The 24,874-nt window shown below is 42.2% G+C and carries 26 protein-coding genes; 14 read left to right on the top strand and 12 right to left on the bottom strand.

Going from position 1 to position 24,874, the window contains the following annotated elements; genetic code table 11:
* The first annotated feature begins 3 nt into the window (after positions 1–3).
* The 5 genes from ribBA to ACFOHL_RS10685 all read left to right on the top strand — a co-directional run bounded on the left by ribBA (position 4) and on the right by ACFOHL_RS10685 (position 3,577).
* Positions 4–1,104 carry a bifunctional 3,4-dihydroxy-2-butanone-4-phosphate synthase/GTP cyclohydrolase II gene (ribBA, locus tag ACFOHL_RS10705; RefSeq protein WP_376920227.1) on the top strand — a complete coding sequence of 367 codons (1,101 nt, stop codon included), beginning with the start codon at positions 4–6 and terminating at the stop codon, positions 1,102–1,104.
* 71 nt (positions 1,105–1,175) lie between these two features.
* Complete coding sequence (ribH, locus tag ACFOHL_RS10700) at positions 1,176–1,652, top strand: 6,7-dimethyl-8-ribityllumazine synthase (protein ID WP_376920226.1); 477 nt, start codon at positions 1,176–1,178, stop codon at positions 1,650–1,652.
* Complete coding sequence (gene nusB / locus ACFOHL_RS10695) at positions 1,652–2,074, top strand: transcription antitermination factor NusB (RefSeq protein ID WP_376920225.1); 423 nt, start codon at positions 1,652–1,654, stop codon at positions 2,072–2,074. Before ribH ends, nusB begins: the two co-directional genes overlap by 1 nt.
* A 2-nt stretch (positions 2,075–2,076) precedes the next feature.
* Positions 2,077–3,051 (top strand): thiamine-phosphate kinase, encoded by a 975-nt coding sequence (gene thiL, locus ACFOHL_RS10690; RefSeq protein ID WP_376920224.1) that lies wholly within the window; start codon positions 2,077–2,079, stop codon positions 3,049–3,051.
* Positions 3,052–3,091: 40 nt separating this feature from the next.
* Positions 3,092–3,577: a phosphatidylglycerophosphatase A family protein gene (locus ACFOHL_RS10685; protein ID WP_376920223.1), complete on the top strand. Its 486-nt coding sequence runs from the start codon at positions 3,092–3,094 to the stop codon at positions 3,575–3,577.
* Positions 3,578–4,017: 440 nt separating this feature from the next.
* Here ACFOHL_RS10685 and ACFOHL_RS10680 read toward each other — a convergent pair whose 3' ends face one another.
* The 4 genes from ACFOHL_RS10680 to ACFOHL_RS10665 form a co-directional block, all read right to left on the bottom strand.
* Positions 4,018–4,863, bottom strand: a complete 846-nt coding sequence (locus ACFOHL_RS10680) for a discoidin domain-containing protein (RefSeq protein ID WP_376920222.1) — start codon at positions 4,861–4,863, stop codon at positions 4,018–4,020.
* A gap of 155 nt (positions 4,864–5,018) precedes the next feature.
* Entirely contained in the window at positions 5,019–6,875 is a 1,857-nt protein-coding gene (gene dxs, locus ACFOHL_RS10675; RefSeq protein ID WP_376920221.1) for a 1-deoxy-D-xylulose-5-phosphate synthase, read from the bottom strand.
* 43 nt (positions 6,876–6,918) lie between these two features.
* Positions 6,919–7,815, bottom strand: coding sequence for a polyprenyl synthetase family protein (locus ACFOHL_RS10670; RefSeq protein ID WP_376920220.1), 897 nt, complete (start codon positions 7,813–7,815; stop codon positions 6,919–6,921).
* 6 nt (positions 7,816–7,821) lie between these two features.
* On the bottom strand, positions 7,822–8,052 hold the full coding sequence (locus ACFOHL_RS10665) for an exodeoxyribonuclease VII small subunit (protein ID WP_376920219.1): 231 nt from the start codon (positions 8,050–8,052) through the stop codon (positions 7,822–7,824).
* Between the two features lie 229 nt (positions 8,053–8,281).
* Here ACFOHL_RS10665 and pomA point away from each other — a divergent pair, with 229 nt between their 5' ends.
* Together pomA and ACFOHL_RS10655 are read left to right on the top strand one after the other, a co-directional pair.
* Positions 8,282–9,043 carry a flagellar motor protein PomA gene (pomA, locus tag ACFOHL_RS10660; RefSeq protein ID WP_376920218.1) on the top strand — a complete coding sequence of 254 codons (762 nt, stop codon included), beginning with the start codon at positions 8,282–8,284 and terminating at the stop codon, positions 9,041–9,043.
* Positions 9,043–9,975: a flagellar motor protein MotB gene (locus ACFOHL_RS10655; protein ID WP_376920217.1), complete on the top strand. Its 933-nt coding sequence runs from the start codon at positions 9,043–9,045 to the stop codon at positions 9,973–9,975. Before pomA ends, ACFOHL_RS10655 begins: the two co-directional genes overlap by 1 nt.
* A gap of 50 nt (positions 9,976–10,025) precedes the next feature.
* On the opposite strand, the gene ACFOHL_RS10650 is transcribed toward ACFOHL_RS10655, so the two are convergent.
* Genes ACFOHL_RS10650 through ACFOHL_RS10630 form a run of 5 tightly spaced genes read right to left on the bottom strand, consistent with a single transcriptional unit; the run spans position 10,026 to position 14,485 of the window.
* Entirely contained in the window at positions 10,026–11,282 is a 1,257-nt protein-coding gene (locus tag ACFOHL_RS10650; RefSeq protein WP_376920216.1) for a class I SAM-dependent methyltransferase, read from the bottom strand.
* A 14-nt stretch (positions 11,283–11,296) separates the two neighbouring features.
* A complete protein-coding gene (locus tag ACFOHL_RS10645) occupies positions 11,297–12,052 on the bottom strand; it encodes a DUF1365 domain-containing protein (RefSeq protein ID WP_376920215.1) in 756 nt (251 codons plus the stop codon).
* Entirely contained in the window at positions 12,049–13,329 is a 1,281-nt protein-coding gene (locus tag ACFOHL_RS10640; protein WP_376920214.1) for an NAD(P)/FAD-dependent oxidoreductase, read from the bottom strand. Before ACFOHL_RS10640 ends, ACFOHL_RS10645 begins: the two co-directional genes overlap by 4 nt.
* The gene (locus ACFOHL_RS10635; RefSeq protein WP_376920213.1) at positions 13,329–14,063 is read right to left on the bottom strand and encodes an SDR family NAD(P)-dependent oxidoreductase; all 735 of its coding nucleotides are present in this window, start codon (positions 14,061–14,063) and stop codon (positions 13,329–13,331) included. Before ACFOHL_RS10635 ends, ACFOHL_RS10640 begins: the two co-directional genes overlap by 1 nt.
* A complete protein-coding gene (locus ACFOHL_RS10630; RefSeq protein WP_376920212.1) occupies positions 14,063–14,485 on the bottom strand; it encodes a nuclear transport factor 2 family protein in 423 nt (140 codons plus the stop codon). The genes ACFOHL_RS10635 and ACFOHL_RS10630 overlap by 1 nt, the downstream gene beginning before the upstream one ends.
* Before the next feature lie 154 nt (positions 14,486–14,639).
* Between ACFOHL_RS10630 and ACFOHL_RS10625 the strand changes: the two genes are divergently transcribed.
* From ACFOHL_RS10625 to ACFOHL_RS10615, 3 genes are all read left to right on the top strand, one after another.
* Positions 14,640–15,215 carry an LON peptidase substrate-binding domain-containing protein gene (locus ACFOHL_RS10625; RefSeq protein ID WP_376920211.1) on the top strand — a complete coding sequence of 192 codons (576 nt, stop codon included), beginning with the start codon at positions 14,640–14,642 and terminating at the stop codon, positions 15,213–15,215.
* Between the two features lie 140 nt (positions 15,216–15,355).
* Positions 15,356–15,970 (top strand): sigma-70 family RNA polymerase sigma factor, encoded by a 615-nt coding sequence (locus tag ACFOHL_RS10620; protein WP_376920210.1) that lies wholly within the window; start codon positions 15,356–15,358, stop codon positions 15,968–15,970.
* Positions 15,963–16,697, top strand: a complete 735-nt coding sequence (locus ACFOHL_RS10615) for a ChrR family anti-sigma-E factor (RefSeq protein WP_376920209.1) — start codon at positions 15,963–15,965, stop codon at positions 16,695–16,697. The genes ACFOHL_RS10620 and ACFOHL_RS10615 overlap by 8 nt, the downstream gene beginning before the upstream one ends.
* A gap of 12 nt (positions 16,698–16,709) precedes the next feature.
* Here ACFOHL_RS10615 and ACFOHL_RS10610 read toward each other — a convergent pair whose 3' ends face one another.
* Positions 16,710–17,471, bottom strand: coding sequence for an outer membrane protein assembly factor BamD (locus ACFOHL_RS10610; RefSeq protein WP_376920208.1), 762 nt, complete (start codon positions 17,469–17,471; stop codon positions 16,710–16,712).
* A 425-nt stretch (positions 17,472–17,896) separates the two neighbouring features.
* Between ACFOHL_RS10610 and rluD the strand changes: the two genes are divergently transcribed.
* From rluD to clpB, 3 genes are all read left to right on the top strand, one after another.
* The gene (gene rluD / locus ACFOHL_RS10605) at positions 17,897–18,883 is read left to right on the top strand and encodes a 23S rRNA pseudouridine(1911/1915/1917) synthase RluD (RefSeq protein WP_376920207.1); all 987 of its coding nucleotides are present in this window, start codon (positions 17,897–17,899) and stop codon (positions 18,881–18,883) included.
* 2 nt (positions 18,884–18,885) lie between these two features.
* Positions 18,886–19,623, top strand: coding sequence for a peptidoglycan editing factor PgeF (gene pgeF, locus ACFOHL_RS10600; RefSeq protein WP_376920206.1), 738 nt, complete (start codon positions 18,886–18,888; stop codon positions 19,621–19,623).
* A 129-nt stretch (positions 19,624–19,752) separates the two neighbouring features.
* A complete protein-coding gene (clpB, locus tag ACFOHL_RS10595; protein ID WP_376920205.1) occupies positions 19,753–22,323 on the top strand; it encodes an ATP-dependent chaperone ClpB in 2,571 nt (856 codons plus the stop codon).
* Between the two features lie 52 nt (positions 22,324–22,375).
* On the opposite strand, the gene ACFOHL_RS10590 is transcribed toward clpB, so the two are convergent.
* Positions 22,376–23,176, bottom strand: a complete 801-nt coding sequence (locus ACFOHL_RS10590) for a hypothetical protein (RefSeq protein ID WP_376920204.1) — start codon at positions 23,174–23,176, stop codon at positions 22,376–22,378.
* Positions 23,177–23,304: 128 nt separating this feature from the next.
* Positions 23,305–24,243 carry a hypothetical protein gene (locus ACFOHL_RS10585; protein ID WP_376920203.1) on the bottom strand — a complete coding sequence of 313 codons (939 nt, stop codon included), beginning with the start codon at positions 24,241–24,243 and terminating at the stop codon, positions 23,305–23,307.
* Positions 24,244–24,555: 312 nt separating this feature from the next.
* Between ACFOHL_RS10585 and ACFOHL_RS10580 the strand changes: the two genes are divergently transcribed.
* Positions 24,556–24,834, top strand: a complete 279-nt coding sequence (locus tag ACFOHL_RS10580; protein WP_376920202.1) for a hypothetical protein — start codon at positions 24,556–24,558, stop codon at positions 24,832–24,834.
* Positions 24,835–24,874: the final 40 nt, after the last annotated feature.

Genomic DNA, 24,874 nt, shown 5'->3' with positions numbered 1-24,874 from the left:
CAAATGGCGTTAAATAGTACCGCAGAAATAATAGAAGACATTAAGCTTGGTAAAATGGTCATTCTGATGGACGATGAAGACCGCGAAAATGAAGGTGATATCATCATGGCTGCTGAGCATGTGACACCTGAAGCCATCAACTTTATGGTTACTCATGCTCGCGGCTTAGTTTGCTTACCGATGACGCGAGAGCGCTGTAAGGCACTTAAGTTACCTTTGATGGTCGACAACAACGGGGCGCAGTTTTCAACAAACTTTACTGTGTCTATTGAAGCTGCAGAGGGTGTGACGACAGGTATATCCGCAGCTGATCGCGCAACAACAATACTTGCTGCAGTTAATAGAAATGCCGTTGCCGATGACATTGTTCAGCCAGGTCATATTTTTCCCTTGGTGGCAAAAGAAGGCGGTGTATTAAACCGAGCTGGACATACGGAGGCAGGTGTTGATCTTGCTCGAATGGCAGGTTGTGAACCTGCTGCTGTTATTGTTGAAATATTGAACGAAGATGGCAGTATGGCGAGACGCCCCGAGCTAGAAGCTTTTGCGCACAAGCATGGATTGAAAATCGGTACGATTGCAGACTTAATTGAATACCGCAATCTAAACGAAACAACGATTGAGCAGGTGGCGACTTGTAAGCTACCGACTGCTGTGGGTGAGTTTGAGCTGATTACATTTAAAGATGTGATTGACAACCAGTTACACTTTGCGCTCAAAAAAGGGGAAATCACACCCGATTCGCCCACGCTCGTCAGAGTACACCTGCTTAATACTTTAAGTGATTTATTGGGATCAACGCGATCAATAAATCGTTCTATGTCCTTGCAAAAAGCGATGCAACGAATTCACGACGAAAACGGTGTATTGCTTTTACTGGGTAAAAAAGAAGATCTTATTGGTCAGGTAAAGCAATTTGAAGCTGAAGATTCCGGCGCTGCAGGTAAAGCTAAAACTTGGCAAGGGTCATCACGCACTGTTGGTGTCGGCAGCCAAATTCTCGCCTCACTAGGTATTCAGAAAATGCGTTTGTTGAGCAAACCAATTAAATACTCTGCTTTATCCGGATATGGCCTAGAAGTTGTCGAGTATATATCCGATTGAGTATTAAAAATAAGCTGGCATCCAGCGCAGATGTGCTATACTTCGCGCCGTTTTTATCAGGAGACTAATCTATGAACATAATCGAAGGTAATATTCGTGCTACAGGTAAAAAGTTTGCTGTGGTTGTCGCCAGATTCAATAGTTTTGTTGTTGAAAGCTTGGTCGAAGGTGCGCTTGATACATTAGAAAGGCATGGAGAAGTCAATCCTGATGATATTACGCTAGTAAGAGTGCCTGGCGCTTATGAGCTACCCGTAGTGACAAAAAAACTCGTCGAAAAAGGGCAGTTTGATGCGGTTATTGCGCTAGGCGCAGTTATTCGTGGCGGTACTCCGCACTTTGACTTTGTTGCGGGTGAGTGTAACAAAGGCTTGGCTCAAGTCGCCTTGGATGCGACGATACCAGTAGCATTTGGCGTTATCACTACTGACAGCATCGAGCAAGCAATTGAGCGCTCGGGCACAAAAGCAGGGAACAAAGGCGCTGAAGCTGCGCACTCTGCGCTTGAAATGGTAAATGTCATGGCTGCTATTGACGAGGCTCTATAGTGAAGCCACAAGCCAGAAAAAAGGCGAGAGAGCTCGCCGTTCAAGCGTTGTACAGTTGGTTGATGAGCGGCAATGATATCAAGCAAATCGAATTACACTTGGCCACTACCAATGATATGACCAAAATCGATATGGGTTATTTCAAGGTTCTATTGGAGGGTGTAGCCGAGGATGTTGAGGTGCTTGATCAAGCTATTAAGCCCTATCTAGGTCGATTACCCAATGAGCTCGACCCAATCGAAAAAACTATTCTACGCATGGCTACTTTTGAATTAGTCGAACGTCTCGATATTCCTTACAAAGTCGTGATAAACGAAGCGATCGAGCTGGCTAAAATTTATGGTGCCGAAGAAAGTCATAAGTTTATAAACGGTGCTTTAGATAAAGCCGTGAAAACACTTCGTAAAGACGAAAGAAAGTAGTTTTGAACGAATTTAGTCTGATCAAGCAGTATTTTCAAACATCCGACAACCAGCGCAAAGACGTGCTGATTGGCATTGGTGATGATGCGGCCATAACGCAGATCCCAGAAGGGCAACTTTTAGCCACCACCACAGACACTTTGCTGGAATCTGTTCATTTTTTAAAGGAAAGTCAGCCATCCGCAATTGCCCACAAAGCTATGGCAGTAAATCTAAGTGATTTAGCCGCAATGGGTGCTGAGCCTGCATGGATTAATTTGTCGTTATCTATCCCAAAGGCCGACGAAATTTGGCTTCGTGCTTTTTCGGACAAAATTAAAGAATTAACTGAGTATTTTTCGGTACAGCTTATTGGTGGTGACACCGTCAAAGGTAGCTTGGCTATTACAATAACGGCGCAAGGCTTTGTTCCGTCAGACAGCACCTTGACTCGTTCCAGTGCCAAACCAGGTGATTGGGTGTTTGTTACTGGCACCCTGGGTGATGCATCAGCCGGTTTGGATATACTTTTAGGTAAGTTGGAAGCCGCTGATCCTACTCACAAGCATGCCCTTGTTAACCGACACTATTTCCCCACACCGAGAATACTAGCCGGACAAACCTTAAGAAGATTGGCATCCTCTTGTATCGATGTGTCAGATGGTTTACTGCAAGACATGCAACACATCGTCGAGGCTTCGGGTGTGGGCGTAATTTTACACCTCGATCGCCTACCCATTTCAAGGGCTCTGGGTTCGACTGTTCCTCATTTGGATCAGGCCTTGGGCTACGCTTGCACCGGAGGCGATGATTATGAATTATTGTTTACTGTTCCCGAGGTACACAGGGTCAGTGTAGAATCAGCTATGGCTAGCTACAATATTCCGTGTACTTGCATTGGTCAAGTGACAGGCGCAAATGGGAAAGTAGATCTGCGATTGGATGACAAAGAGTATGAATTGCCTGAAACACTGCAGCGCGGTTATCAACACTTTTAGGCAGCTGTTATTGAGTATGTCTGGGGGAAACTAGATTATTATGGAACCTCAACTACGCGCTAAAGTCTCCTTAAAAAATCCTGATCACTTTTTGGGCTTGGGCTTTGGATCGGGTTTGATCCCATTTATGCCCGGCACTTTTGGCTCTCTCGCAGCTATCCCTATCTTAATTTTGTTATCGTATGTCAGCATAGAATGGTATCTATTGGTAACCTTTGTCGTTTGCTTGTCAGGTGTTCGGTTTTGTGGGAAAACCTCTGAAGCCTTGGAACTGCATGACCACGGGTCTATCGTTTGGGATGAAATTGCAGGCATGCTTGTGACATTTTTGTTTTTACCATTGACATGGATAAATATATTAATTGGTTTTGTTCTTTTTAGATTTTTTGATATTTTGAAGCCATGGCCCATTAGCTTTTTTGACAAACATGTACATGGCGGTACTGGCATCATGCTAGATGATTTGATTGCGGGCGCTTTTGCCTGCATCTTTATGCAATTGATGTTGTGGATTGATTTTATTTAATGATACTTAAAAGGTGTTGTTGGTAGTATTGTTTTCTTGTCAATAATCGAGTCGACAGATAGCTTAGATTTACTATTGCGAAAATTAGCCCAAAATTAATCCAATAAATAGATTGTGTAAATGGGAAGTTGAGAACAAATTGACAAGAAATAAATATTACGAAAACTGCGTTAATGTATGATTTACAAAAATATCTTACATAAGTGGTCACAGTTAAAATCGTGATTAACCCGAAACCCAAAAACTGAATGACTACGATATCCCATAAAATCATAAAACTTGCGAAATAAACTGGCATCACCAGCGCTGCGGTATATCCTGTAATGTAGCTGCCGAGAAAAGCAATCAACGACCCGAATAAGACTGCGACAACTACGGGTATCAATTTATTTAGATATCTATTCATAAAACCGTCTGCAAAAGCTTATCGAAATTCCTTATTACTGATAAAACTCTATTTCATCGACCTCAACAAATTTTGCATCGCCAAAGTTTTGAATAAACTGCATTTTAAAGTAACGGAACTTTGTGTTTTGAGGAAGTTCAAACATATTGTCTTCTTTATTTTGTAGGTTGTGAACAACCAATGGTTCAAAATTCTGACCATCTTGCGAGACAGATATCGCCATTTGACGTGGCAATCTTCCTAGGCTCAGAGACTGTTGATTGATAAAGATGCCTATGCCTTTTAGCTCGACAGCAAGCTGGAAGTCGACGGTAATTGTGGGGCTCAAATCTAGGTCTGCTTCATCTTCCTCCAAAGGAGCCAACCAAATTCCCCGAGCAACACGATCGCCTGCGTCATCATTGGTTTTTTGAGTATATAGATAGCCATCGAAAGCAGCCGCAGCGACGTCTCGCTTGTAGTGACTGTTAGATGTTATACTCGTTTCGTCGATGCCATTTGTGCCAATTAGCGCCACATTTCCGTATAAACCGGTTTCGGTTAAGGGGCCTAAACTTGGGGTATTCTCGCTATCGGTATAAATTTGAGGTAAGCCGAGTTGAGTGAGTTCACAGCTAGACTCTTCAAAAGTAAAGTTTAAAAGTTGGTTGCTTTGTCTTGATAGGATAATCGTGTCAAGCCAAACCTCACTTGCAGCACTATTCAGGTTAAAATACAAACCCGTATCAATGCATTCCGCTGAATCATCATCCAAAGCCAATAATTCTATTTGTACAAGTCCGTCACTATCTATATTGATAGCATTCGCGATCGATTCATATGGATTGGCATTTACGCAAAAACACGCAGATAGCGCAAATAATACAGCTAGCTTCTTCATTGACTTTCCTGATTTAAGACAAATCTAGTGATATAGAGATAGTGACGATTTTTCGTCATTTTGTTTGTGCTTAAAATACAAGCAAGTACTTTGCCAGTAGACCAATTTATAGACTATTTCCTAGAGAGTATTCGATACAGAGCTTTCAAGAGCTACTAGAAGTTTTTAATCGATTCAACAATTCCGTTAGCATCAATGCCAAGTTCGGTATACATTTCTTGTTGCGTGCCTTGCATAATAAATTTATCTGGTAGTCCAAGGCAAAGCACATGCGCGAGGATCTTGTGTTCAGTCAAGCATTGTTGAACGGCTGCGCCAGCGCCCCCTGTTACAGCGGCATCTTCTAAAGTAACAATCAGATCATGAGTATCAGCCGCATTGAGAACCGCTTCTGTATCAATGGGTTTTACAAAGCGCATATCGATTAATGTCGCATCCAGTTGATTCGCTGCTTTCTTTGCCTCACTTATCAATGTGCCGAAGTTTAAAATAGCAATCTTTTTACCTTCTTTGAGGGTTCTTGACTTACCGATTTCAACTTGAGTCATTGTTTTTTCTGGCGCTACGCCAATACCTGCGCCTCTAGGATAACGCACTGCGACGGGGGAATTTTCCTTATGTCCAGTGAACAGCATATTTCGACATTCTGCTTCATCAGACGGCGTCATGATGATCATATTGGGTATACAGCGCAAAAATGCGATATCAAATGCACCTTGGTGTGTTGGTCCATCCGCGCCCACTATTCCTGCGCGATCAATAGCAAATAATACGGGTAGATTTTGCAAGGCAACATCGTGAATAAGTTGATCGTACGCGCGCTGCAGAAAAGTCGAGTATATTGCTACAATGGCATGCTTGCCTTCTCTTGCTAACCCAGCGGCTAAGGTAACTGCATGTTGCTCAGCAATGGCAACGTCGATGTACTGCTCAGGAAAGCGTTGTGAAAACCTTACCATACCCGAGCCTTCGCGCATTGCAGGCGTGATTGCGACTAGATCTGGATCAAGTTCAGCCATGTCGCATAGCCAGTTTCCAAAAATTGCGGAAAAAGTGGGTTTACCAGGTTTACTCTCAGGAAACTTTTCAGTCGTGTGGTCAAACTTAGGTACCGCATGCCATTTAATCGGATCTTGTTCCGCTTTTTCGTATCCTTTGCCTTTGCGAGTGACAACATGCAAAAGTTTCGGTCCCGTCATTTTTCGCATGTTGCTTAAGGTATCGACCAGGGTAGTGACATCGTGCCCGTCTATTGGACCGGCATAGTGAAAACCGAGTTCCTCAAATATTGTACCAGGTGCAACCATGCCTTTAATGTGTTCTTCGGCACGACTAGCGAGTTCTTTGATTGGTGGAACGTTACTAAGTAGCTTTTTACTGCCGTCTCGAAAAGAGTTAAAGAGGGAGCCTGTGAGTAGCCGAGTGAGGTGACTATTTAACGCGCCCACATTTTCTGAAATCGACATTTCATTGTCGTTTAACACGACCAGCAAGTCTTCGTTAATGTCACCTCCGTGGTTTAATGCTTCAAAAGCTAAACCCGCTGTCATCGCTCCGTCTCCGATAACCGCTACGACCTTCCTGCCCTTATTTTCTTTTTTCGCCGCAATGGCCATACCGAGTGCGGCACTGATGGAGGTAGAGGAATGCCCTACGGCAAAAGTATCGTACTCACTTTCAGGCGGCCAAGGAAAAGGGTGTAAGCCTTCTTTTTGACGAATAGTAGTCATGCGGTCTCTACGACCGGTGAGTATTTTGTGCGGGTATGCTTGGTGACCCACGTCCCAAACTAAGCGATCAAAGGGGGTATTGTAGACGTAGTGTAGGGCGACGGTCAGTTCTACTGTACCCAAGCCAGAAGCGAAGTGACCGCTACTTTGACTTACACAGTTAAGTAGAAATAGCCGAAGCTCTTTGGCTATTTTATTTAGCTGATGTTTTGACAATTGCCGAAGTTCTTTGGGCGTATTGGCAAGGGCTAAATGCGGATACTGTGATAAATCTAGGGTCATGCTTTTTTGTCTTATTTAATATCTTGTTGAACGGTGACCAGAATCAATGAATTCTGGCGACCATATAGTCAGTAAAACACCGTAAATCTTCGGTATTGTAAGGCAATTGCGTTAATGCTTGTAGTGCTTCTTGATACTGTGTCTTTAAGGCTTCTTTTGCACCTTGCAAACCTAAATGTGTGACAAAGGTAGATTTGTTATTTTCGACATCAGACCCCTGAGGTTTACCTAGTGTTAGGGTATCAGATGTTACATCGAGTATGTCATCTTGAATTTGAAAAGCGAGGCCAATTGCTCTTGCATACTTGCGTAAGTGTTCATCGGTTTCTTCACTAGCTTGTGGAGACAAACAGCTTGCCATACTGACCGCTGATTCAATTAAAGCACCCGTCTTTAGTCTGTGTAACTCACTCAGTTGTTCTAAAGAAATAGCTTTATCTGTCGCGAGTAAGTCTAGGCTTTGCCCTTGGCACATACCTCTAATACCGGCTGCTCTTGATAAAATGGCAACCAGTTTAGCTCGCTTACTCTCTCCATACTCGCTCATCGGCATTGAGCTGAGACATTCGAAAGCCATCGATTGTAAAGCATCTCCTGCCAATATCGCCGTCGCTTCGTTAAATTGAATGTGGCAAGTTGGCTTCCCGCGACGCAGTGCATCGTCGTCCATAGCTGGTAAATCGTCGTGAACTAATGAATACGCATGAATACATTCTAATGCCAAGGCTGCAACGTTTAAATCTTGGGTATCTGCGGATAACATTTTACCCGTCAGACGCAGTAATAGTGGACGCATTCTTTTTCCGCCATTTAACAACGAATAAGAAACAGCCTGCAATAAGTATGAATCGGTATATTGAAGGTTAGAAGCTAAGCTTTCAAAACTGCGTTTTAAGGCCGCGTTAGTTTCATCTTGCAGCAATGCTAAGGTTTCACTCATAAGAACCTAGTCGTGAGCAGTGAAATCTTGCAAGTTTTCATCAATACCATTGCTGGTCAGTATTTTTACTTTTTGTTCTGCTTTGTTTAGCAAGGATTGGCTATGTCGAGCAAGAGAAATACCACGCTCGAAGCTTTTAAGTGAGGCCTCTAAACTAATATCGCCTTGTTCCATTTGAGACACAATTTGCTCTAATTCCTGCATGGCTTGTTCAAAAGAAAGGTTGTCGGTGTTCATAATTTAGATAGCGTGTCTTTTCACAATAAAAAACTGGACTGAACGATACCTAAACCCGCCTGTAAATTCAATTTAAAAATGACGCGTGAGCGCGCAGTCCATTGCCTGTTGCAGAGTTGTTTGCGGGAGTTTTCTTTTTAATAAAGGATTGCTAGGGCTTGCCGTTAACTTCTGTAGAGTCTGTTACACCTTTTTGACTGCAAAGCATTAAAATTTTTAGGAGTTTTCAGTGGATTTAGCAACCCTTGTCGGATTTTTAGGCGCACTAGGATTCGTCGTCATGGCGATGATTCTGGGAGGAGATATTACTATTTTCTTCAATGTTCCATCGGTGCTTATTGTATTTGGCGGTTCGATTTTTGTCGTATTAATGCAATACCCCATGTCCCAGTTTTTGGGGGCAGGCAAGGTTGTGGCAAAAGCATTTTCCTTTAAGCTTCAAGCGCCAGAAGAACTGATAGAGAAAATCGTAGAAATGGCAGACGCCGCACGAAAAGGTGGTTTTTTAGCCTTAGAAGAAGCCGAAATAGAAAACCCTTTCATGCAAAAAGGCGTGGATATGTTAGTCGATGGTCATGACGTTGATGTGGTGAGAGCAACAATGGCCAAGGATATATCAAATACTACAGAACGCCATGATTCTGGCTCAGTCATCTTTAAGTCAATGGGAGATGTCGCGCCGGCTATGGGAATGATTGGTACGTTGATAGGTTTGGTTGCCATGTTGTCAAACATGGATGACCCTAAATCGATTGGACCTGCAATGGCAGTAGCACTACTCACGACTTTGTATGGTGCGATGCTTGCCAACCTGTTTTGCTTGCCCGTAGCATTTAAACTTCAAGTCCGTTGTGGAGAAGAAAAACTCAATCAAAGCTTGATTCTTGATGGTATTTTAGGCATTGCCGATGGGCAAAACCCCCGTGTTATTGAAGGTGTACTCAAAGGCTATATTGCGGAAGGTAAACGCAAATCAAGTGAGGCCGAATAATGGAAGAACAAGAATGCCCCAAATGCCCTCCCGAGGGCTTACCGGCATGGATGGGGACATTTGCTGACTTAATGTCTTTGTTGATGTGCTTTTTTGTATTGTTGCTTTCTTTTTCAGAAATGGATGTCAAAAAATTTAAGCAAATTGCAGGCTCGATGAAGTTTGCTTTTGGTGTACAAAACAAAGTTGAGTTAAAAGATATCCCCAAAGGTACCAGTGTCGTGGCGCTCGAATTTAGACCCGGTAAACCTGATCCAACACCCATTGAAACCATACAACAGGTTACTCAAGACATCACTCGCCCGATGCTAAACTTTCAAGAGGGTGAAGATGACTCATCCGGCGGAAGACAAAAACAACGGGGGAGTTTCCGAGGTGGTCAGTCACCTAAAACGGCGAATGAAACTGCTACGGCTGGCGCTGCTGCTGCTGACAAAGAGCGCCAAGAAAAAAACAAAAAGAAAGTTGAAGAACTTTTGCAAAAAGAAATAAAAGACGGTGCGGTTGATGTCGAAAATTTAGGTCAACAAATCATTATTAGGATTCGAGAAAATGGCTCTTTTTCTGCCGGTTCAGCATTTTTACAGCCGCAGTTTGTGCCAGTTATTCGACGCTTAGGCGTACTACTTAATGATATGCCAGGGGATGTTGAGATCACTGGACACAGTGACGGTATCCAGATATCAAATGAGTTGTACAGTTCTAACTGGGATCTAAGTGCACAACGTGCGGTTGCTGTAGCAGAAGAGTTAAGGCGTGCGCCTGGCTTCGATGAAGCCAGAATGCGGGTTATCGGGAAAGCAGCTACGCAGCCTATGAGTAATGAAGATACTGCCGCAGCCAGAGCGTTAAACAGGCGAGTAGAAATAGCCATTACGCAGGGCAAGCCCAAGTACTCCGATCCCATATCTCTGTCGCAGCCAGAATCATAAATCAATAGCGGTTTAGAGCCGCTATGTTTCCCCTAGAGCAATTGTTTTTGCTATCCTCGTTGTAACTCTTCAAGATAGCCTGGCTTAGTCATGACAAGTTGCACTGTGCTAATTACACGTTCTAGAAAACCACCTTCGCAATAGTTTAAGTAGTATTGCCACATTCGCATGAAGCGTTCGTCATAGCCCTCTTCATTTAAGGCATTTTTTTGTGACATGAACGCTTGAAACCAGTCCCGAAGTGTTTGTGCATAATCCAGTCCTATGTCATGAACATCACGAATACTCATATCAGTGTATTTTTTAATTTGTTTGTTCAGCACATATTGTGATGGTAGAAAACCGCCTGGGAAAATGTGTTTTTGAATAAAATCGACACTGTTTGCGTAACTGTCATATCGTCGGTCGTCGATGATGATAGACTGAATGAGCATGATGCCATTGTTGCTCAATAGGGACTGGCATTTTTTGAAAAAAGTAGGTAAAAAGGCCTTTCCAACAGCTTCTATCATTTCAACTGATACTAGTTTTGAATATTTACCTTGTAGTGAACGGTAGTCTTGCTTGAGAAGCGTAATTTTATTTTCTAAACCAAGCTGACGTATTTTATTTGCTGTAAATTGGTATTGTTCTTCAGAAATAGTAGTTGTTGTCACTTGGCATTGATAGTGTTGTGCCGCATATATCGCTAGGCCTCCCCATCCTGTGCCAATTTCTACCAAGTGGTCTTCAGGCTGCAGTCGCAGTTTTTCGCATATCGCTTTAAGCTTGTATTGTTGTGCCTCTGCCAGCGATGTGTTTGCATCAGGGTATATGGCCGCTGAATACATCATACTGTCGTCCAGAAACTTGGTATACAGCTTATTTCCTAAATCATAGTGCGCCGCAATGTTGTTCTTTGCTTGCGTGGTATTGTTTCTGTTGGCAAAATGTTTGAGCTTGAGTAGAGGCATTGTCAGCCATTTGAACTTTTGTTCCCAACTGTCAAGCATTGGTAGGTTGCGTGCAAAAATACGAATGACATTGGTCAGGTTTGGGGTATCCCAAAGTTTGTCCGTAAATGTTTCACCAGATGCAATACTGCCTCCAAGCAATAACCTAGGATAGGCCGCAGGGCTTAAAACATTTACTTCTGCTTTAAGGTCGTCGTGCTGGTTTCCGAGCTCTGCAACAATAGCGCCATTTTCTTTGATGACCATGTATCCTGCTGGCATTTTTTTTAACACGCTAATGAAAAGAGAACGGCATGTCTTTTCCCAATACGTCATGTTAGTTGAAACGTGATAAGTTTGCTCAGTGTGAGACATTGCTACTTCCTTTACTATGTATGGGTATAAATAGGTACGCGTTTCACAAATAGTTTTAGCGCTTGCCAATAAATTCCAAATATTGTCTTAATTGTCATACTTGGAATCGAGAACAGTGTTTTTCTTAAGTTGTCATTACTCAAGGTCTCCCTCGTCATGTCTATCGCTGCTTCAAACTGTTTACTTTGCTGATGGCAGCTCAAGTGCAGCCGCATATTCTTGCCCGGAGTTTGTACATGCCATTTATATGTCATATCCATTGGATTGAAAGGTGACACGTGAAACGCTTTTTGCGTGTCACACTGTTTGTTTAAATCAACCAGATAGTGGTGACGTTCGTTCCATGGTGTGTTGGATACCTCGGCTAACATATGGGTAAATTCTTGTTTTTCGTTTTGTAAAAACCAAAAATTGACGGGGCTGAAATATTTACCAAAAGTGCGAGTTTGCCCTAAAAAAAATACCCTCCCACGCAAAGAATCATTAGCCAGCGCAGACATTCGAGAAATAACATGTGCTTCTAGTTCTTCAGGGGTTGAAGCGTTGTGTTGGTTTTTGTCGGTGTTCATATAGTCCGACAGCGAAAACCTTAGCCAACTGCGTTTTTTAATATTGGTGTCAAAATGTTTGAGTTCCTTTGCCAATGCATCCAGTTCTTCCAGTTTTATCCACCACAAGTAAATGCGGTAAGAAAACTTATGAAGTTTTGGTTGCAGCCGTTGGTGAAACACCCAACCTTTGTAAAGACTACTTTCAAATTGGGCTGTCAAAGTGTTTCTCCAAAACGTGCACACACGTCTAGAGCGCTTCGCACTCCATCTTCGTGAAATCCGTTGTACCAATATGCCCCACAAAAATGTATCCCATTTATTCCACAGATTTCGTTTCTTCTGCCTTGTGCTGCGACCATTGCTTGAGAAAATTGCGGGTGGGCATAATGGTATTCACCCAAAATTTTGTTCTCACTGATATGGCCGTCATCGTTCAAACTCACGATGAATGTCTCAGTTGCGTCTAACTTTTGTAAAATATTCATATTGTATGAGACTTTGGCAAGTGAACTATGCTCATTTTCTGCACCGCTTAAACGGTAGTTCCAACTAGCCCAAGCTAGTTTTCTATCAGGTAGTACCGATGTATCGGTATGCAAAACGACCTTGTTGGTTTCGTAAGGAATAGCACCGAGTACAGCATTTACTTTGCGCAGATATGTGTCTGGACAGTTAGACTTATTGAGGATCTTTAATGCTTGGTCGCTGTGACAGGCGAATATGATTTCATCAAATGGGTACGTTTGATTGTTTGCCGTCAGCTTGACACCGTCTTCATTGAATTCAATGCTACTCACTGGTGTATTGAGATATAGCTTGTCTTTAAACGCTTGAATTAAAGGAGGAATATACGCATTTGAACCTCCAACAATCGTGTACCATTGGGGACGGTTAGTGATATTCAATAAGCCATGATTGTTGAAAAACTGTAGAAAAAACTGCAGGGGAAAATTTGCTGACTGCTCCAAGCTTGCACTCCAAATAGCGGCGCACATTGGCAATATATAATTGTTCAAAAACAATTTGGAGAAGCCTTTGGATTGGACGAATTCACCAAGGGTCATGTCTGGTGAGTATTGGTTATTAATAAGTGCCAACTTACATAATTTATTGAAGCGCAAAATGTCCCGCACAAAGCGCCAAAATTGAGGGGAAATTAGATTTCTACGTTGTGCAAATAAGCTGTTAAGATTATTGCCGTTGTATTCCATTTTAGTCGCTTCATTATGCACACTAAAACTCATCTCTGTCGCTTGCTTACTTACCCCTAGTTGTTCAATCAACTTTAGGAAGTTCGGATACGTCCAGTCATTAAACACAATGAATCCTGTGTCAATGTTGAAACTTTTTCCGTTAACGCTGACTGTTTTTGTCGCTGTGTGTCCGCCAATATAGTCATTTGCTTCAAAAACCGTGACCTCAGCACTCCGTGAGAGTAAATAGGCACAACTTAAGCCAGAAATGCCGCTTCCAACAATGGCTATTTTTTTCTTCATCACTTCTTGGATCCTGTGTTGTTGCCAAGCATGTTCAAACAAATTTTGTGTTGAAAATATTCAGGTAGTAAGCCAAGAACTCGCAGAAAAAGGCTAAATCTAAATGGAAAATATATACTAGATTTTCCACTAAAAATGCCCTTATATGCATATTTTGCCGCCTCTGAAGCGCTAATACACATCGGCATATCAAAGTCGTTTTTGTCTGTTAGAGGGGTCTTTATAAAGCCAGGTGACAGCGTTTTTACACGAATATTTTTTTTAGCTAAATCAACGGCAAAGCTCTTCGCGAGATAATGCAGTGCTGCTTTGCTTGCGCCATATGCTTGACTTCTTGTGAATGGCAGCAAACGAGCTAGGCTATCGACAAATATTATTTGGACGCCAGGCTTACATTGGGGCAAAATCGCGCGTAGCACTTTGACATTACCGAATACGTTTGTGGTGAACACGCGCTCAAATAGTTCGCTCTCGATATTTTGGGCGTCAACATATTCGCAGGTACCCGCATTGAGAATATAAATGTCAGCACTTGCATCGCGCAAAGCAAGTTCGGTTTCTTTTCCGTTGTTTTGATCAAAGATTCTAATGTCCATGGCATATTGGCTGGCCAGTTCATTTAATTTTTCTTGGTTTCTGCCACAAGCAATGACATTGTGTCCGCTATTTTCAAATTCGATAGCCAACGCTTCTCCAAATCCGGAGCTAGCGCCAGTGATTAATACTCTAGCCATTATCCTACGGTTCGCTTTATCTTGCTTATGAGCCGGCCTAAAATAGGAATATGTTCATATACCATTTGGCCTAGGTCATAGTAGTCACGGTGATAAACAATCATATTATTCTCGATTTTTATTACGGTCACACCGTCGACGTCAATAGGTCTTCCGCTGTTCAACTTGGATGACGTATAAGACATTGTCCACGATACAGTCGCGTTGAACTCGTCTGACTGCGCTTTACTGTGAATTGTAAATTTGCAAAATTTTGCGTTGCCTAATAAACGCGTGAAATATCGTTCGACGGCATCTAGACCTTGATGTTGCGCTATTGGATCGATGAATACAACGTCTTTTCTGTAGATGTTGGCTAGTCCATCAATTTTCATCGATGCTAGATCTACGTAAAACATTGAAAATTTGTCGATTATATTCATTTACTGCGTCAGTTTCTTTTTTTGTAAATTTTTTACTACAACGCTTCGCTTGAAGATCATCAATTAAAATTATTTAATTTAAGCGATTAGAAATCCAAGCACATGTTATTTAAGTAAAAAAACGCATCAATGCCCGAATAGGAAAACAGGAAACATGGCAATAATGAAAATCCCACTTTTTCCGCTTTCCTCTCACTTGATGCCACAAGGGAGGATGGCACTTAGGATATTTGAACCGCGTTACATAAGAATGGTAAAGCAAGTCTGCGAAGCAAACAGTGGATTCGTGATATGTATGATCAATACCAATGGCGAAAGCAGCACTAATACGCACATACACCCCATAGGTACCTTTTGTAAGGTGATTGACTTCGACATCCTTGATGACGGTTTATTGGGAGTAACGGTGCAAGGAGAGTATTGCGTGTTAGTCAAGCACATTCATACTGAGTTTGACGGACTGAGGGTGGGAGAGTGCGAGCCCAATGATGTTTGGAAGAAGCACCTGCCTAGTAGTGGTTTGGCAGGGGTAGATGAAAAGTTGGAAGAGGTTTTTTCTCACTATCCCGAGGTAAGTAGTTTATACGACGAGTTAAAATTTGATGATCCCGAATGGGTGATTAACCGCTGGTTAGAATTGCTGCCAGTGGCGGCTGAACAAAAACAGTATTTTTTGAAAACTGGGGACACACAGAAAGTACTGCATTATCTTTTTCAGTTGATGGAATAGTGTCGTCAAGGCACTCGGTTTTTTTTAAATTAATTCATCGAAAAAACTTACATTAACATTAAATATATTTCACTTTTAGTTGATAGTCATTTTTGTATACTTTGCTTAATTGCCATTTATTCTATTAAAGGTATGCTGACATGTTGATTGGAATTCCCTTGGAAAACAAAAAAAAGGACGATGTAAAACCAAAGGAGTGTGCTGCTGAAATGTCGATGTATTTAGACACGGTAGCAAGAAAACGATGTAAGTTGTCTTTCGGCAAAGTCTTTGGTTATTTCGCACCACGACTTCGATCCTATGCCTTAAAACAAATGGGGAATGAAGCGCTAGCTATGGAATTGGTGCAGGATACGATGTCGAATGTATGGCAAAAAGCACATCTATTTAATTCTGAAAAAGGCTCCCCTTCTACATGGATTTTTACGATAGCGCGGAATATTCGCTTCGATATGCTAAGAAAGCTTCAAAACAGAAAAGAAGATATTTGCTCTGACGACTTATGGCCAGTGTTGTGCGAGCAAACTGCAGACACCACCGCCGCACCTTTGGATGAGCAAATAACACTTGAACAGGTAGGGCAATTTTTTGAGAATTTACCGTCCAAGCAGCAAGCAGTTGTAGAAGCGATTTATATTGATGGGAAGTCTCAGCAAGAGGTAGCGGATGAGCTTGCAATTCCGCTTGGAACGGTAAAATCTAGAACAAGACTCGCACTTCAGCGACTTAAAGACATGTTAAAGGAACATGATTAAGCACCACCCCTCTGAATGGGAAATCGAAGATTTTGTTGCGGGTAAATTAGATCCCATAGCGTCTTTACTTATATCGGCACATATTGACATGTGCCGATGTTGCGCTATTCGTGCAGAAAATGCTCAACACCGGCAATCTAAAGCTCTAGAATCAAAGTCACTCGACAATCTCGGACTTGATTTAGCCCTCGCCAAGATGATGGACGAAATAGTTGCGCGTCCGAGGTCTGATAGCCAATATCAGCAGCTTTCTTCATCAATCACTGTAGCGAATGAAAATCACAACTTACATCTGACTGAAACTAAAAAACTGCGATTAGATGGTAAAGAGTTTTTAGTACCCAGAACACTAACAAAATTTGTTGATGCACGGGGAGTATGGTCAAAGCACTTAGGTAAATTGTGGCAACTTGGTGTTAATTTGGGCGGAAATCATATCGGCTATTTTCTGTATTTAGATGCTGATGGAAGCGTGCCAGAACACTCGCACAAAGGAACAGAGCATATATTAGTTTTGCATGGAAAATTTCATGATGGATTGAGTACCTACAGCAAAGGTGATTTACTTACTTTTAATGGCTCTCATACCCACGCGCCCTCAACGAAGGAAGCAGATGGCTGCTTAATTTTTTGTGTGCTGGATGAGCCGCTGAGTTTTACTCAAGCTTGGGCTAAACTGATTAATCCGCTTAGCCACGCGTTTTTCAAACTCAAAAGGGTCGTATAATCTAAGACTAGCTTAGTTACGAATGTATACACTCTCTGGGTAGTTGAGCTTTAGCGTTTTTAACGCGTTGTTCTTTAATTCCTCAAGCCCGAGTTGGTCATAGCTTTCAACCATTATTTCTAGTGCGGGCTGTGTCAATGTGGTATCCGCATAATACTCTAACACATAGCGCCCTCTGTTTGCTGCGGCTACCCAAGCTTGTCTTCTCATATAAAATTTTGCTACAGCAATTTCGTATTTAGCCAGACGGTTCTTGATTGAAACCATGCGTTGTTTAGCGTCGTCGCTGTATTTTGATTCAGGATATTGTTCCACTAGTCTGCGAAAATCTTCAAATGCCTCTCTTGAGCTACTTGGATCTCGGTCGGAACGGTCAACATTAAATAGATCTTGGAATAAATTTGAATCTCTTTCCATGTTTGTTAAGCCACGCATATACATTGCGTAATCAACATCGGAGTGATTTGGATTTAAACGTACAAAACGATCGATGGTCGCTAGTGTTTGGTCAGTATTGCCTGATTTGTAGTAGGCGTAAATCAAATCTAACTGGACCTGATGGGACAATTCTCCAAACGGAAAGCGCGAATCGATAGAGCTTAGTAATTGGGCGGCTCCCGTAAAATTACCTACATCTAAATCTTGTTTAGCTTCCTTATAGAGCGCATTGGCTCCTTGATTGGCTATTAATTCTCTCTGTTCATCTTTTGAATTGCTGCAGCTAGTTAAACTTGTTATCGCAAACGCTGAAACTGCGACCAACCAATATTTCATGTTCAAATTGCTCATATTCTATTTTTTCTACCTAGCCACATAGTTTACACGATATATGTCTACTACACGATGTTTAAAATCGGTGAATTATTAGAGGCTGTTTATCTTTGTTTATTATTTGTGCTGTAGGTCATTAATTCGTCAAACAACGCTAAATTCACGTGGTTTGGTGGTTCCAAATGAGTGAATTTAGAGGCAGTGTGGCGAATTAATGGCCACAGCCCGAAGGGTTGGCTCTAAAATTGGATAATACTTCGTTGTAGTTGGTTTATTTGGAGCCACCAAACTACACCCACTACGCCTTGTCTTATCCAATTTTAGAACCAACACAAAAAATAAACAAAGATAAACAGCCTCTACTTATCACTGCAATTTAGCCATTGCGCTTGCTATACTTACGGCAATTCGATTAAACAGCCGGTGCCATGCAAGACAATAACTTAACTATCCACCTTTCGGGAAACATTCCCGAACATTTATTCAATAAAAGACTAGACCAGTGCTTAGCTGAAATGTTCCAAGAATATTCTCGCTCAAAAATTAAAGAGTGGATAGAAAATAATCATGTTAGCGTGAATGGTGAAGTGATAGCCATCCCTCGGACAAAAATGAAAGGCCGGGAGAATGTCGTAATATCCGCGCTTCAAGAAGTGAAGGTGGAGAACAAGGCAGAAAACATTGCGCTGGATATCGTTTACGAAGATGATGATATATTGGTCGTCAATAAACCTACTGGCTTAGTGGTTCATCCAGGAGCGGGGAACGCCAGTGGGACAATGTTAAACGCACTGCTGTCACATGTACCTGAGATAGACAAAGTAGCCAGAGCGGGCATCGTTCATCGCTTGGACAAAGACACTACTGGGTTAATGGTCGTTGCTAAAAACTTACAAGCGCAAACAAGTTTAGTTGAGCAGCTTCAAAGCCGCACTATGGGGCGAGAATACGAAGCGATCGTGATGGGGAATTTAATTGCAGGTGGATATGTGGATGCGCCCATTGGCAGACATGCTACAAAACGCACCCTAATGGCTGTGCGCGAGACCGGAAAACCTGCCGTCACACATTATCGCGTTATCGAAAAATTTCGTGCACATACACATTTGCGTCTTAAGCTGGAAAGTGGGCGTACCCACCAAATAAGAGTCCATATGACGCACATTAAGCATCCGTTAGTGGGTGACAATCAATATGGTGGTAGGCCGCGCCCACCAAAAAAAGCGGATGCCTCATTTGCAGATGCGTTGCGAAGTTTTAACCGTCAAGCTTTGCATGCAGCACAGCTCACACTTAATCATCCAGTCAGTGGCGAACGTATGTCTTGGCAAGTACCACTGCCGCAAGATATTTCAAGTTTACTATTGATTATGAGAAATGATGTTATCGACAATAAAGATTTAATGGAATACTAATCTTGATTGCCAAGCACTTTTATTTGACTGAAAATGTGCTTTGTTTCACTACGACATGCTTGGGTGGGTATAGCGAAGCTCCCTTTAAAAGCTTGAATGTGGCTTATCATGTTGGTGATAAGCCCGAGCTAGTAGCCAAAAACAGGCAAGCGATTGATGACTTTATTCAAAGCCTCTCACACAAAGCCTTGCCATCAATTTATATGAATCAGCAACATACTACACGCCTCTGTGAGCTTGACCTTGGGCACTATGACTTAACAAAGCCAATGGATGGAATATTGACTTCAAGAGTCAACATGCCTTTGGCGGTGATGACGGCTGACTGCTTACCCGTTGTTTTGACAGATGGCAAAAAAATATCTGCGGTTCATGCCGGTTGGCGAGGGTTGGTGGATGGCATAATTGAGAAGGCAGTAGCTTGTTTTGACGACACGACCAAGCTTCAAGTTTGGATTGGTCCTGCAATCAGTCAAAGGCATTTTGAAGTAGGCGAGGAAGTCGCAAAGCTATTTGACAAATATTCTTACGCTCATTGTAATCAAAGTAAAAATGGAAAATACCTATTGGATTTGAAAGAGATATGCCAGAGAAAGTTGCAAATGAGTGGTGTATCCAAAATCGGTGTTTCCGATCATTGTACATACGCAGATGACCAGTATTTTTCTCATCGTAAGGCCACACATGAGGGGCAAGCGTCTACTGGACGAAATGCAACATTCATCCTTAGGGTCTGTTGATCTTTGCCGTAAAAAACTTGTACAGCAATGATCAACAGACCCTAAATTGACCTAAATCAAATTTATCTCTCTTGAAATAAACACTAGCCAATCATATCTCTGAAGCATCAAGCATTTGGAGTAAAAGTCATGCGCCTCGATAAATTTACCAGTAAGTTTCAAATCGCTATATCAGATGCTCAGTCTTTGGCATTGGGCAGAGATCATCAATATATTGAACCAGTGCACCTAATGTCTGCGCTGTTAAATCAGCAAGGCGGGACGGTGAGACCTTTGTTGGATCTTGCACAGGTCAATATGAACTCACTGCGCTCTCTGTTGGCAGAAGCTATCGATAAACTACCGAAAGTACAAGGAATATCAGGTGACGTTCAACTTGGACGAGATACCGTCCGAGCCTTAAACATGTGTGACAAAATAGCTCAACAGAGGAAAGATGACTTCATTACTTCCGAAGTTTTCGTTTTGGCAGCATTGGAAGACACAGGGGCACTGGGTGGTATATTCAAACAGCTTGCTGTGACCAAGGATACCGTTGAAAAAAGTATTGATAAATTGCGTGGCGGACAAAAAGTCACGGATCAAAACGCCGAAGACGTAAGACAAGCGCTTGAAAAATACACGACTGATTTAACCGAACGAGCCGAGCAGGGTCGCCTTGATCCAGTTATAGGACGGGATGAAGAAATTAGGCGTACTGTGCAAGTTTTACAGCGGCGAACAAAAAATAACCCTGTACTTATTGGTGAGCCGGGTGTTGGTAAGACGGCGATTGTTGAAGGGCTCGCTCAGCGGATTATTAATGGTGAAGTACCCGAAGGCCTCAAAAATAAACGCGTTTTGTCACTAGATATGGGAGCTTTGCTGGCTGGTGCCAAATATAGAGGTGAGTTTGAAGAGCGATTGAAGGCCGTCCTGAATGAATTGTCAAAAGAAGAAGGGCGAGTCATTCTATTCATTGACGAGTTACACACTATGGTCGGTGCTGGCAAGGGAGAGGGTGCAATGGACGCAGGCAATATGTTGAAGCCAGCGCTTGCAAGAGGCGAATTACATTGTGTCGGTGCAACTACGCTCGATGAATATCGGCAGTTTATCGAAAAAGATGCGGCACTAGAGCGCCGTTTCCAAAAGGTTCAAGTCGATCAACCCAGTGTAGAAGATACTATTGCGATTTTACGTGGTCTCAAAGAGCGATATGAGCTACATCACGCTGTCGACATCACCGACCCTGCAATTGTTGCGGCAGCAAGTTTGTCTCACCGCTACATTAGCGATCGTCAACTGCCGGATAAAGCGATTGATCTTGTTGACGAGGCAGCGTCAAGTATTCGTATGCAAATCGACTCTAAGCCTGAAGAAATGGACAGACTTGAGCGTCGCATCATTCAATTGAAACTTGAAGAGCAAGCTCTTGCGAAAGAAACGGATGCTGCTAGCCACAAGCGCCTTGAAATTATTGAACTCGAGCGTGAGCAGGCCGAGCATAAGTTCTCTGAACTCGAAAAAATATGGCACAGTGAAAAGGATGCTATGCAGGGTACGCAAGGCATCAAAGCTGAGCTTGAACAAGCCAAGCTGGATTTAGAAATTGCGCGACGAGCATCAGATTTAAATCGAATGTCTGAATTACAGTACGGCAAAATTCCTGCCTTGGAGCAGCGTTTAGAAAGTGCCTCAGAAATAGAATCAGTTGACAATAAACTACTGAAAAACAAAGTCACGGATGTAGAAATTGCTGATGTATTGTCACGATGGACAGGCATTCCAGTTGCTAAAATGCTAGAGAGTGAGAAAGAGAAGTTAGTCAGTATGGAAGCTGTATTAGCAAAGCGGGTTGTGGGTCAAGAAGAGGCGGTTAAATCGGTCTCCAATGCTATTCGCCGTTCACGAGCTGGGCTTGCTGATCCAGAAAAGCCAACGGGATCGTTTTTGTTTTTAGGCCCCACCGGGGTTGGAAAGACAGAGCTTTGCAAGGCGCTCGCAAACTTTATGTTTGATACAGAAAATGCTTTGATCCGAATTGATATGTCTGAGTTTATGGAGAAGCATTCGGTTGCTAGGTTAGTTGGTGCGCCCCCAGGCTATGTAGGCTATGAAGAGGGTGGCTACTTGACTGAAGCGGTGAGAAGAAAGCCGTATTCTGTTATTTTATTAGATGAAGTAGAAAAAGCTCACCCTGATGTGTTCAACATATTGTTACAGGTTTTGGACGATGGCCGACTAACCGATGGACAGGGGCGAACAGTAGATTTTAAGAATACCCTGATTATCATGACTTCTAACCTAGGCTCAGAAATTATCCAAAGCCAGGCAGGGGAAGAAAACTATGCTGAAATGAAAAACAGCATCATGCAAGTTTTGGGAGCGCATTTTAGGCCGGAATTTATTAATCGCGTTGATGATATTGTCGTTTTCCACTCTTTGGCACAAGAGCAAATAAAAGCTATTGCGAAGATTCAGCTAGCAGGCTTGCGTCAACGACTCCATGAAATGGACTATAAATTTGAAATTTCTGGTGCAGCGCTAGATAAAATTGCAGAAGCGGGCTTTGACCCAGTATTTGGCGCACGGCCGTTAAAAAGAGCCATTCAAACAGAAATTGAAAACCCCCTCGCAGAAACTTTATTGTCAGGAAAACTTGGAGAGGCAGATAAAGTACGGATTGATGTAAAAGACGGAAAGCTGGTAATTATTTAGAGAGTTTTAGTCCGATCGCAGTTTATTGATCGGACTAATTCATTTTAGTATGCTAATTTAGTTGACAACTGGTACCGATTACCGCACCTCCCACGCTATTGTCTGTAAATACGCCTGCAAATCCGCCAATTGAGTCTTGCGGTAGACCGCTTGTAGGATCGGCACCATCAGGATCAAAAAATAAGCTGAAAGTGAACTCGCCGCCAGATGCAATAATAATTCCATCTGATAAAGCTCCTGACAATGCAGTCTCGATTCCACGCAAAGATATTAAAGTGCCCTTAACGCTATTGTCACTCATCACATCGAGGCCAATTAACGATGCTCGAAGAACCAAGGCTACAGGGCCGTCACTAGCGTCAGGGTCGGACACAACAAGGCCAGACAAGCGATGCACAGCAGATAAGTCACCCGCCATCCGTTCTCCTGTAAAGGTGCCAGAATCATCAGTAATCGAATTTGTCCAAGTTCCAGATAGTGATGTATAGCTTTTATTAAACACACCCGAAAATGCGCCACCTGTCGTTACATCGCCAGTAATTACTGCTCTATCGGATGATAGGCTAACACCTTCCCTAGACGGAAAGAAAAAAGGAAACTCATCAGTGTTACTGTAACCATAACCAGTTGTTACACCGGTTCCAATAGTTGCTTCTGGAAATGTTTCTGGACTATACAATTTATGTTGAATTAACAGTATGTATGTTCCTGTATCGTCTCCTTCGAAAGTACCAGAAAATGCGCCTGATATTAAACAAGAAGAGGTGCCTGAGATAACTTCTAAAGTCTCTTCATCACTTGGAAAGGTTACATTTCGGTTGTCTGCCTGATTTACATCTGCAATTATTGACATAATTTCACTTTCAAATGATAGTTGCTAATTACGATTAATTGGACTGTCACACCGATTTGATGGGCGCAGCTACATTATTTGTAAGGACCAATATACCGATCACTTTGGACCATTGACGCTGAAATTTCTCATAGACTGAAATGATCAAGCTTCTTCAAGAAGTAACGTTTGTCCTGCTCAACAAGGCAAAATTTATCTATGTCAGGACTGCTCCTGTTTATTCTTTTCATTACCCAATAAAGGCATCTAAGACTCGATCCTCTTAATTCAAATGTATCGTGGACGTCTAAGTTGGCAGACAAGTCTATTAGCTCATCTTTAATGAAATGCGAAACTCCCTCATCCATTCTATTAAAAAACAGCATAAATTCATGCTCAGTCCAAGACCGCCGAAACCGCCTCATTAATGTACTTATGTTTGTTCTTTCTTCAATTTCTTTGTATGCGCTATTGTTGTGTAAACCTCTATAATTAGTTACTGGCTTTTGCCAACAAAATTTAGCTTCAAGAAAGGAAAAAATGTAATTACCGCAGTACTTATAAGGCAGGAGACCGCAAACGAAAGCGTTTATCAAGAATAATATCAGCGTTTCATCGAGTTCATGTTTAGACATAGACACTGATGGGGATGACTTACTTTTCTGTTGTCTTATTAGAATAAGGGCTGCAAGTGCGCTTTGCGATGCAATACGTCTTAAATCCCAAATCACCTTTTTAGATAAAGGCTTCAATTGCAAAGTGCGGTCGTAATTCCGTTGTTTTTCAAATAGCACTGCCATTACATTTACATCTTGCAGTTCAAGCACATCGCATATTTTGTTATCGTCATTTTCAACTAACTCAAGAGCATCCCAAATTGGTGAATAAAATATATTCATGGTGCCGTTCGCCTCATCTTCGATACTGGCCACGGTATCGAAGGAAGGTCTAATCCCTTTTGTAATATGTTTATTAAACAGCCCAGTTCTGACCTGTGCCCCATTACTAAAACGACTCTCCATTTGATTGCCATTAAAGCAGATGCCTACTTTATTACAGGCATGCCCGTATGCCGCAATAGTTGCCAAGTGACGTATTGATTTGGGCGCAATGTTCGTATGCATAGTCTATGTGGTCCACTCGAAAGTGACAAAAACGATTGATTTGATCATTTTTAAAAATAAATTTACTGAAAATTCGGCTGATCCTCAGCGTTGATTTAACGGATTTATAATAAGTTATGTCGCGTTTGGCGAAAATTTTTCTTTAAATTCCAAACCCTTAATCATAAATATAGCAAAAATTCGTGAGTCATGCGTGACAAAGCGTGACTCATTGCAAATCTTTGCCGTAGGTACTAGCTTTGTAAATAGTCACTGGCGCAACGAGACGTAACTAAGATGGATGATGAAATAAATGAGCTAACTCTTAGGATTGAACAAACACTCTACAAAGAGTTTGGTCCTTTATTGTTTGGACAGAGCTTATATAAAGCGCTGGGATTCTCGAGCGCAGAAGCGTTTAGGCAGGCTGCAGCACGTAAGCACATTACTATTGATGTTTTCAAAATCAAAAACCGTCGAGGCAAGTTTGCCCTATCACATGATGTTGCAAAATGGCTGGCGACACAAAAAATAAATAACGTTGATTCAGGAGGTTTTATCGAAAAGAAAATTTGAGGCGGCGCAGAAACACAAAACCCTGCTAAGTTTGGCGACC

Origin of the sequence: Agaribacter flavus (genome assembly GCF_042646125.1) — a bacterium.
Taxonomy (GTDB): Bacteria; Pseudomonadota; Gammaproteobacteria; order Enterobacterales; family Alteromonadaceae; genus Glaciecola; species Glaciecola flavus.
This window is presented reverse-complemented; position numbering and strand designations above follow the sequence as displayed.

Excerpts from the sequence above, each read along its gene's own strand:
- ribBA (WP_376920227.1), top strand. The coding sequence starts at position 4 with ATGGCGTTAAATAGTACCGCAGAAATAATAGAAGACATTAAGCTTGGT.
- ribH (WP_376920226.1), top strand. The coding sequence starts at position 1,176 with ATGAACATAATCGAAGGTAATATTCGTGCTACAGGTAAAAAGTTTGCT.
- ACFOHL_RS10685 (WP_376920223.1), top strand. The coding sequence starts at position 3,092 with ATGGAACCTCAACTACGCGCTAAAGTCTCCTTAAAAAATCCTGATCAC.
- ACFOHL_RS10680 (WP_376920222.1), bottom strand. The coding sequence starts at position 4,863 with ATGAAGAAGCTAGCTGTATTATTTGCGCTATCTGCGTGTTTTTGCGTA.
- dxs (WP_376920221.1), bottom strand. The coding sequence starts at position 6,875 with ATGACCCTAGATTTATCACAGTATCCGCATTTAGCCCTTGCCAATACG.
- ACFOHL_RS10670 (WP_376920220.1), bottom strand. The coding sequence starts at position 7,815 with ATGAGTGAAACCTTAGCATTGCTGCAAGATGAAACTAACGCGGCCTTA.
- ACFOHL_RS10665 (WP_376920219.1), bottom strand. The coding sequence starts at position 8,052 with ATGAACACCGACAACCTTTCTTTTGAACAAGCCATGCAGGAATTAGAG.
- ACFOHL_RS10655 (WP_376920217.1), top strand. The coding sequence starts at position 9,043 with ATGGAAGAACAAGAATGCCCCAAATGCCCTCCCGAGGGCTTACCGGCA.
- ACFOHL_RS10650 (WP_376920216.1), bottom strand. The coding sequence starts at position 11,282 with ATGTCTCACACTGAGCAAACTTATCACGTTTCAACTAACATGACGTAT.
- ACFOHL_RS10640 (WP_376920214.1), bottom strand. The coding sequence starts at position 13,329 with ATGAAGAAAAAAATAGCCATTGTTGGAAGCGGCATTTCTGGCTTAAGT.
- ACFOHL_RS10635 (WP_376920213.1), bottom strand. The coding sequence starts at position 14,063 with ATGGCTAGAGTATTAATCACTGGCGCTAGCTCCGGATTTGGAGAAGCG.
- ACFOHL_RS10630 (WP_376920212.1), bottom strand. The coding sequence starts at position 14,485 with ATGAATATAATCGACAAATTTTCAATGTTTTACGTAGATCTAGCATCG.
- ACFOHL_RS10625 (WP_376920211.1), top strand. The coding sequence starts at position 14,640 with ATGGCAATAATGAAAATCCCACTTTTTCCGCTTTCCTCTCACTTGATG.
- ACFOHL_RS10620 (WP_376920210.1), top strand. The coding sequence starts at position 15,356 with ATGTTGATTGGAATTCCCTTGGAAAACAAAAAAAAGGACGATGTAAAA.
- ACFOHL_RS10615 (WP_376920209.1), top strand. The coding sequence starts at position 15,963 with ATGATTAAGCACCACCCCTCTGAATGGGAAATCGAAGATTTTGTTGCG.
- ACFOHL_RS10610 (WP_376920208.1), bottom strand. The coding sequence starts at position 17,471 with ATGAAATATTGGTTGGTCGCAGTTTCAGCGTTTGCGATAACAAGTTTA.
- rluD (WP_376920207.1), top strand. The coding sequence starts at position 17,897 with ATGCAAGACAATAACTTAACTATCCACCTTTCGGGAAACATTCCCGAA.
- clpB (WP_376920205.1), top strand. The coding sequence starts at position 19,753 with ATGCGCCTCGATAAATTTACCAGTAAGTTTCAAATCGCTATATCAGAT.
- ACFOHL_RS10590 (WP_376920204.1), bottom strand. The coding sequence starts at position 23,176 with ATGTCAATAATTGCAGATGTAAATCAGGCAGACAACCGAAATGTAACC.
- ACFOHL_RS10580 (WP_376920202.1), top strand. The coding sequence starts at position 24,556 with ATGGATGATGAAATAAATGAGCTAACTCTTAGGATTGAACAAACACTC.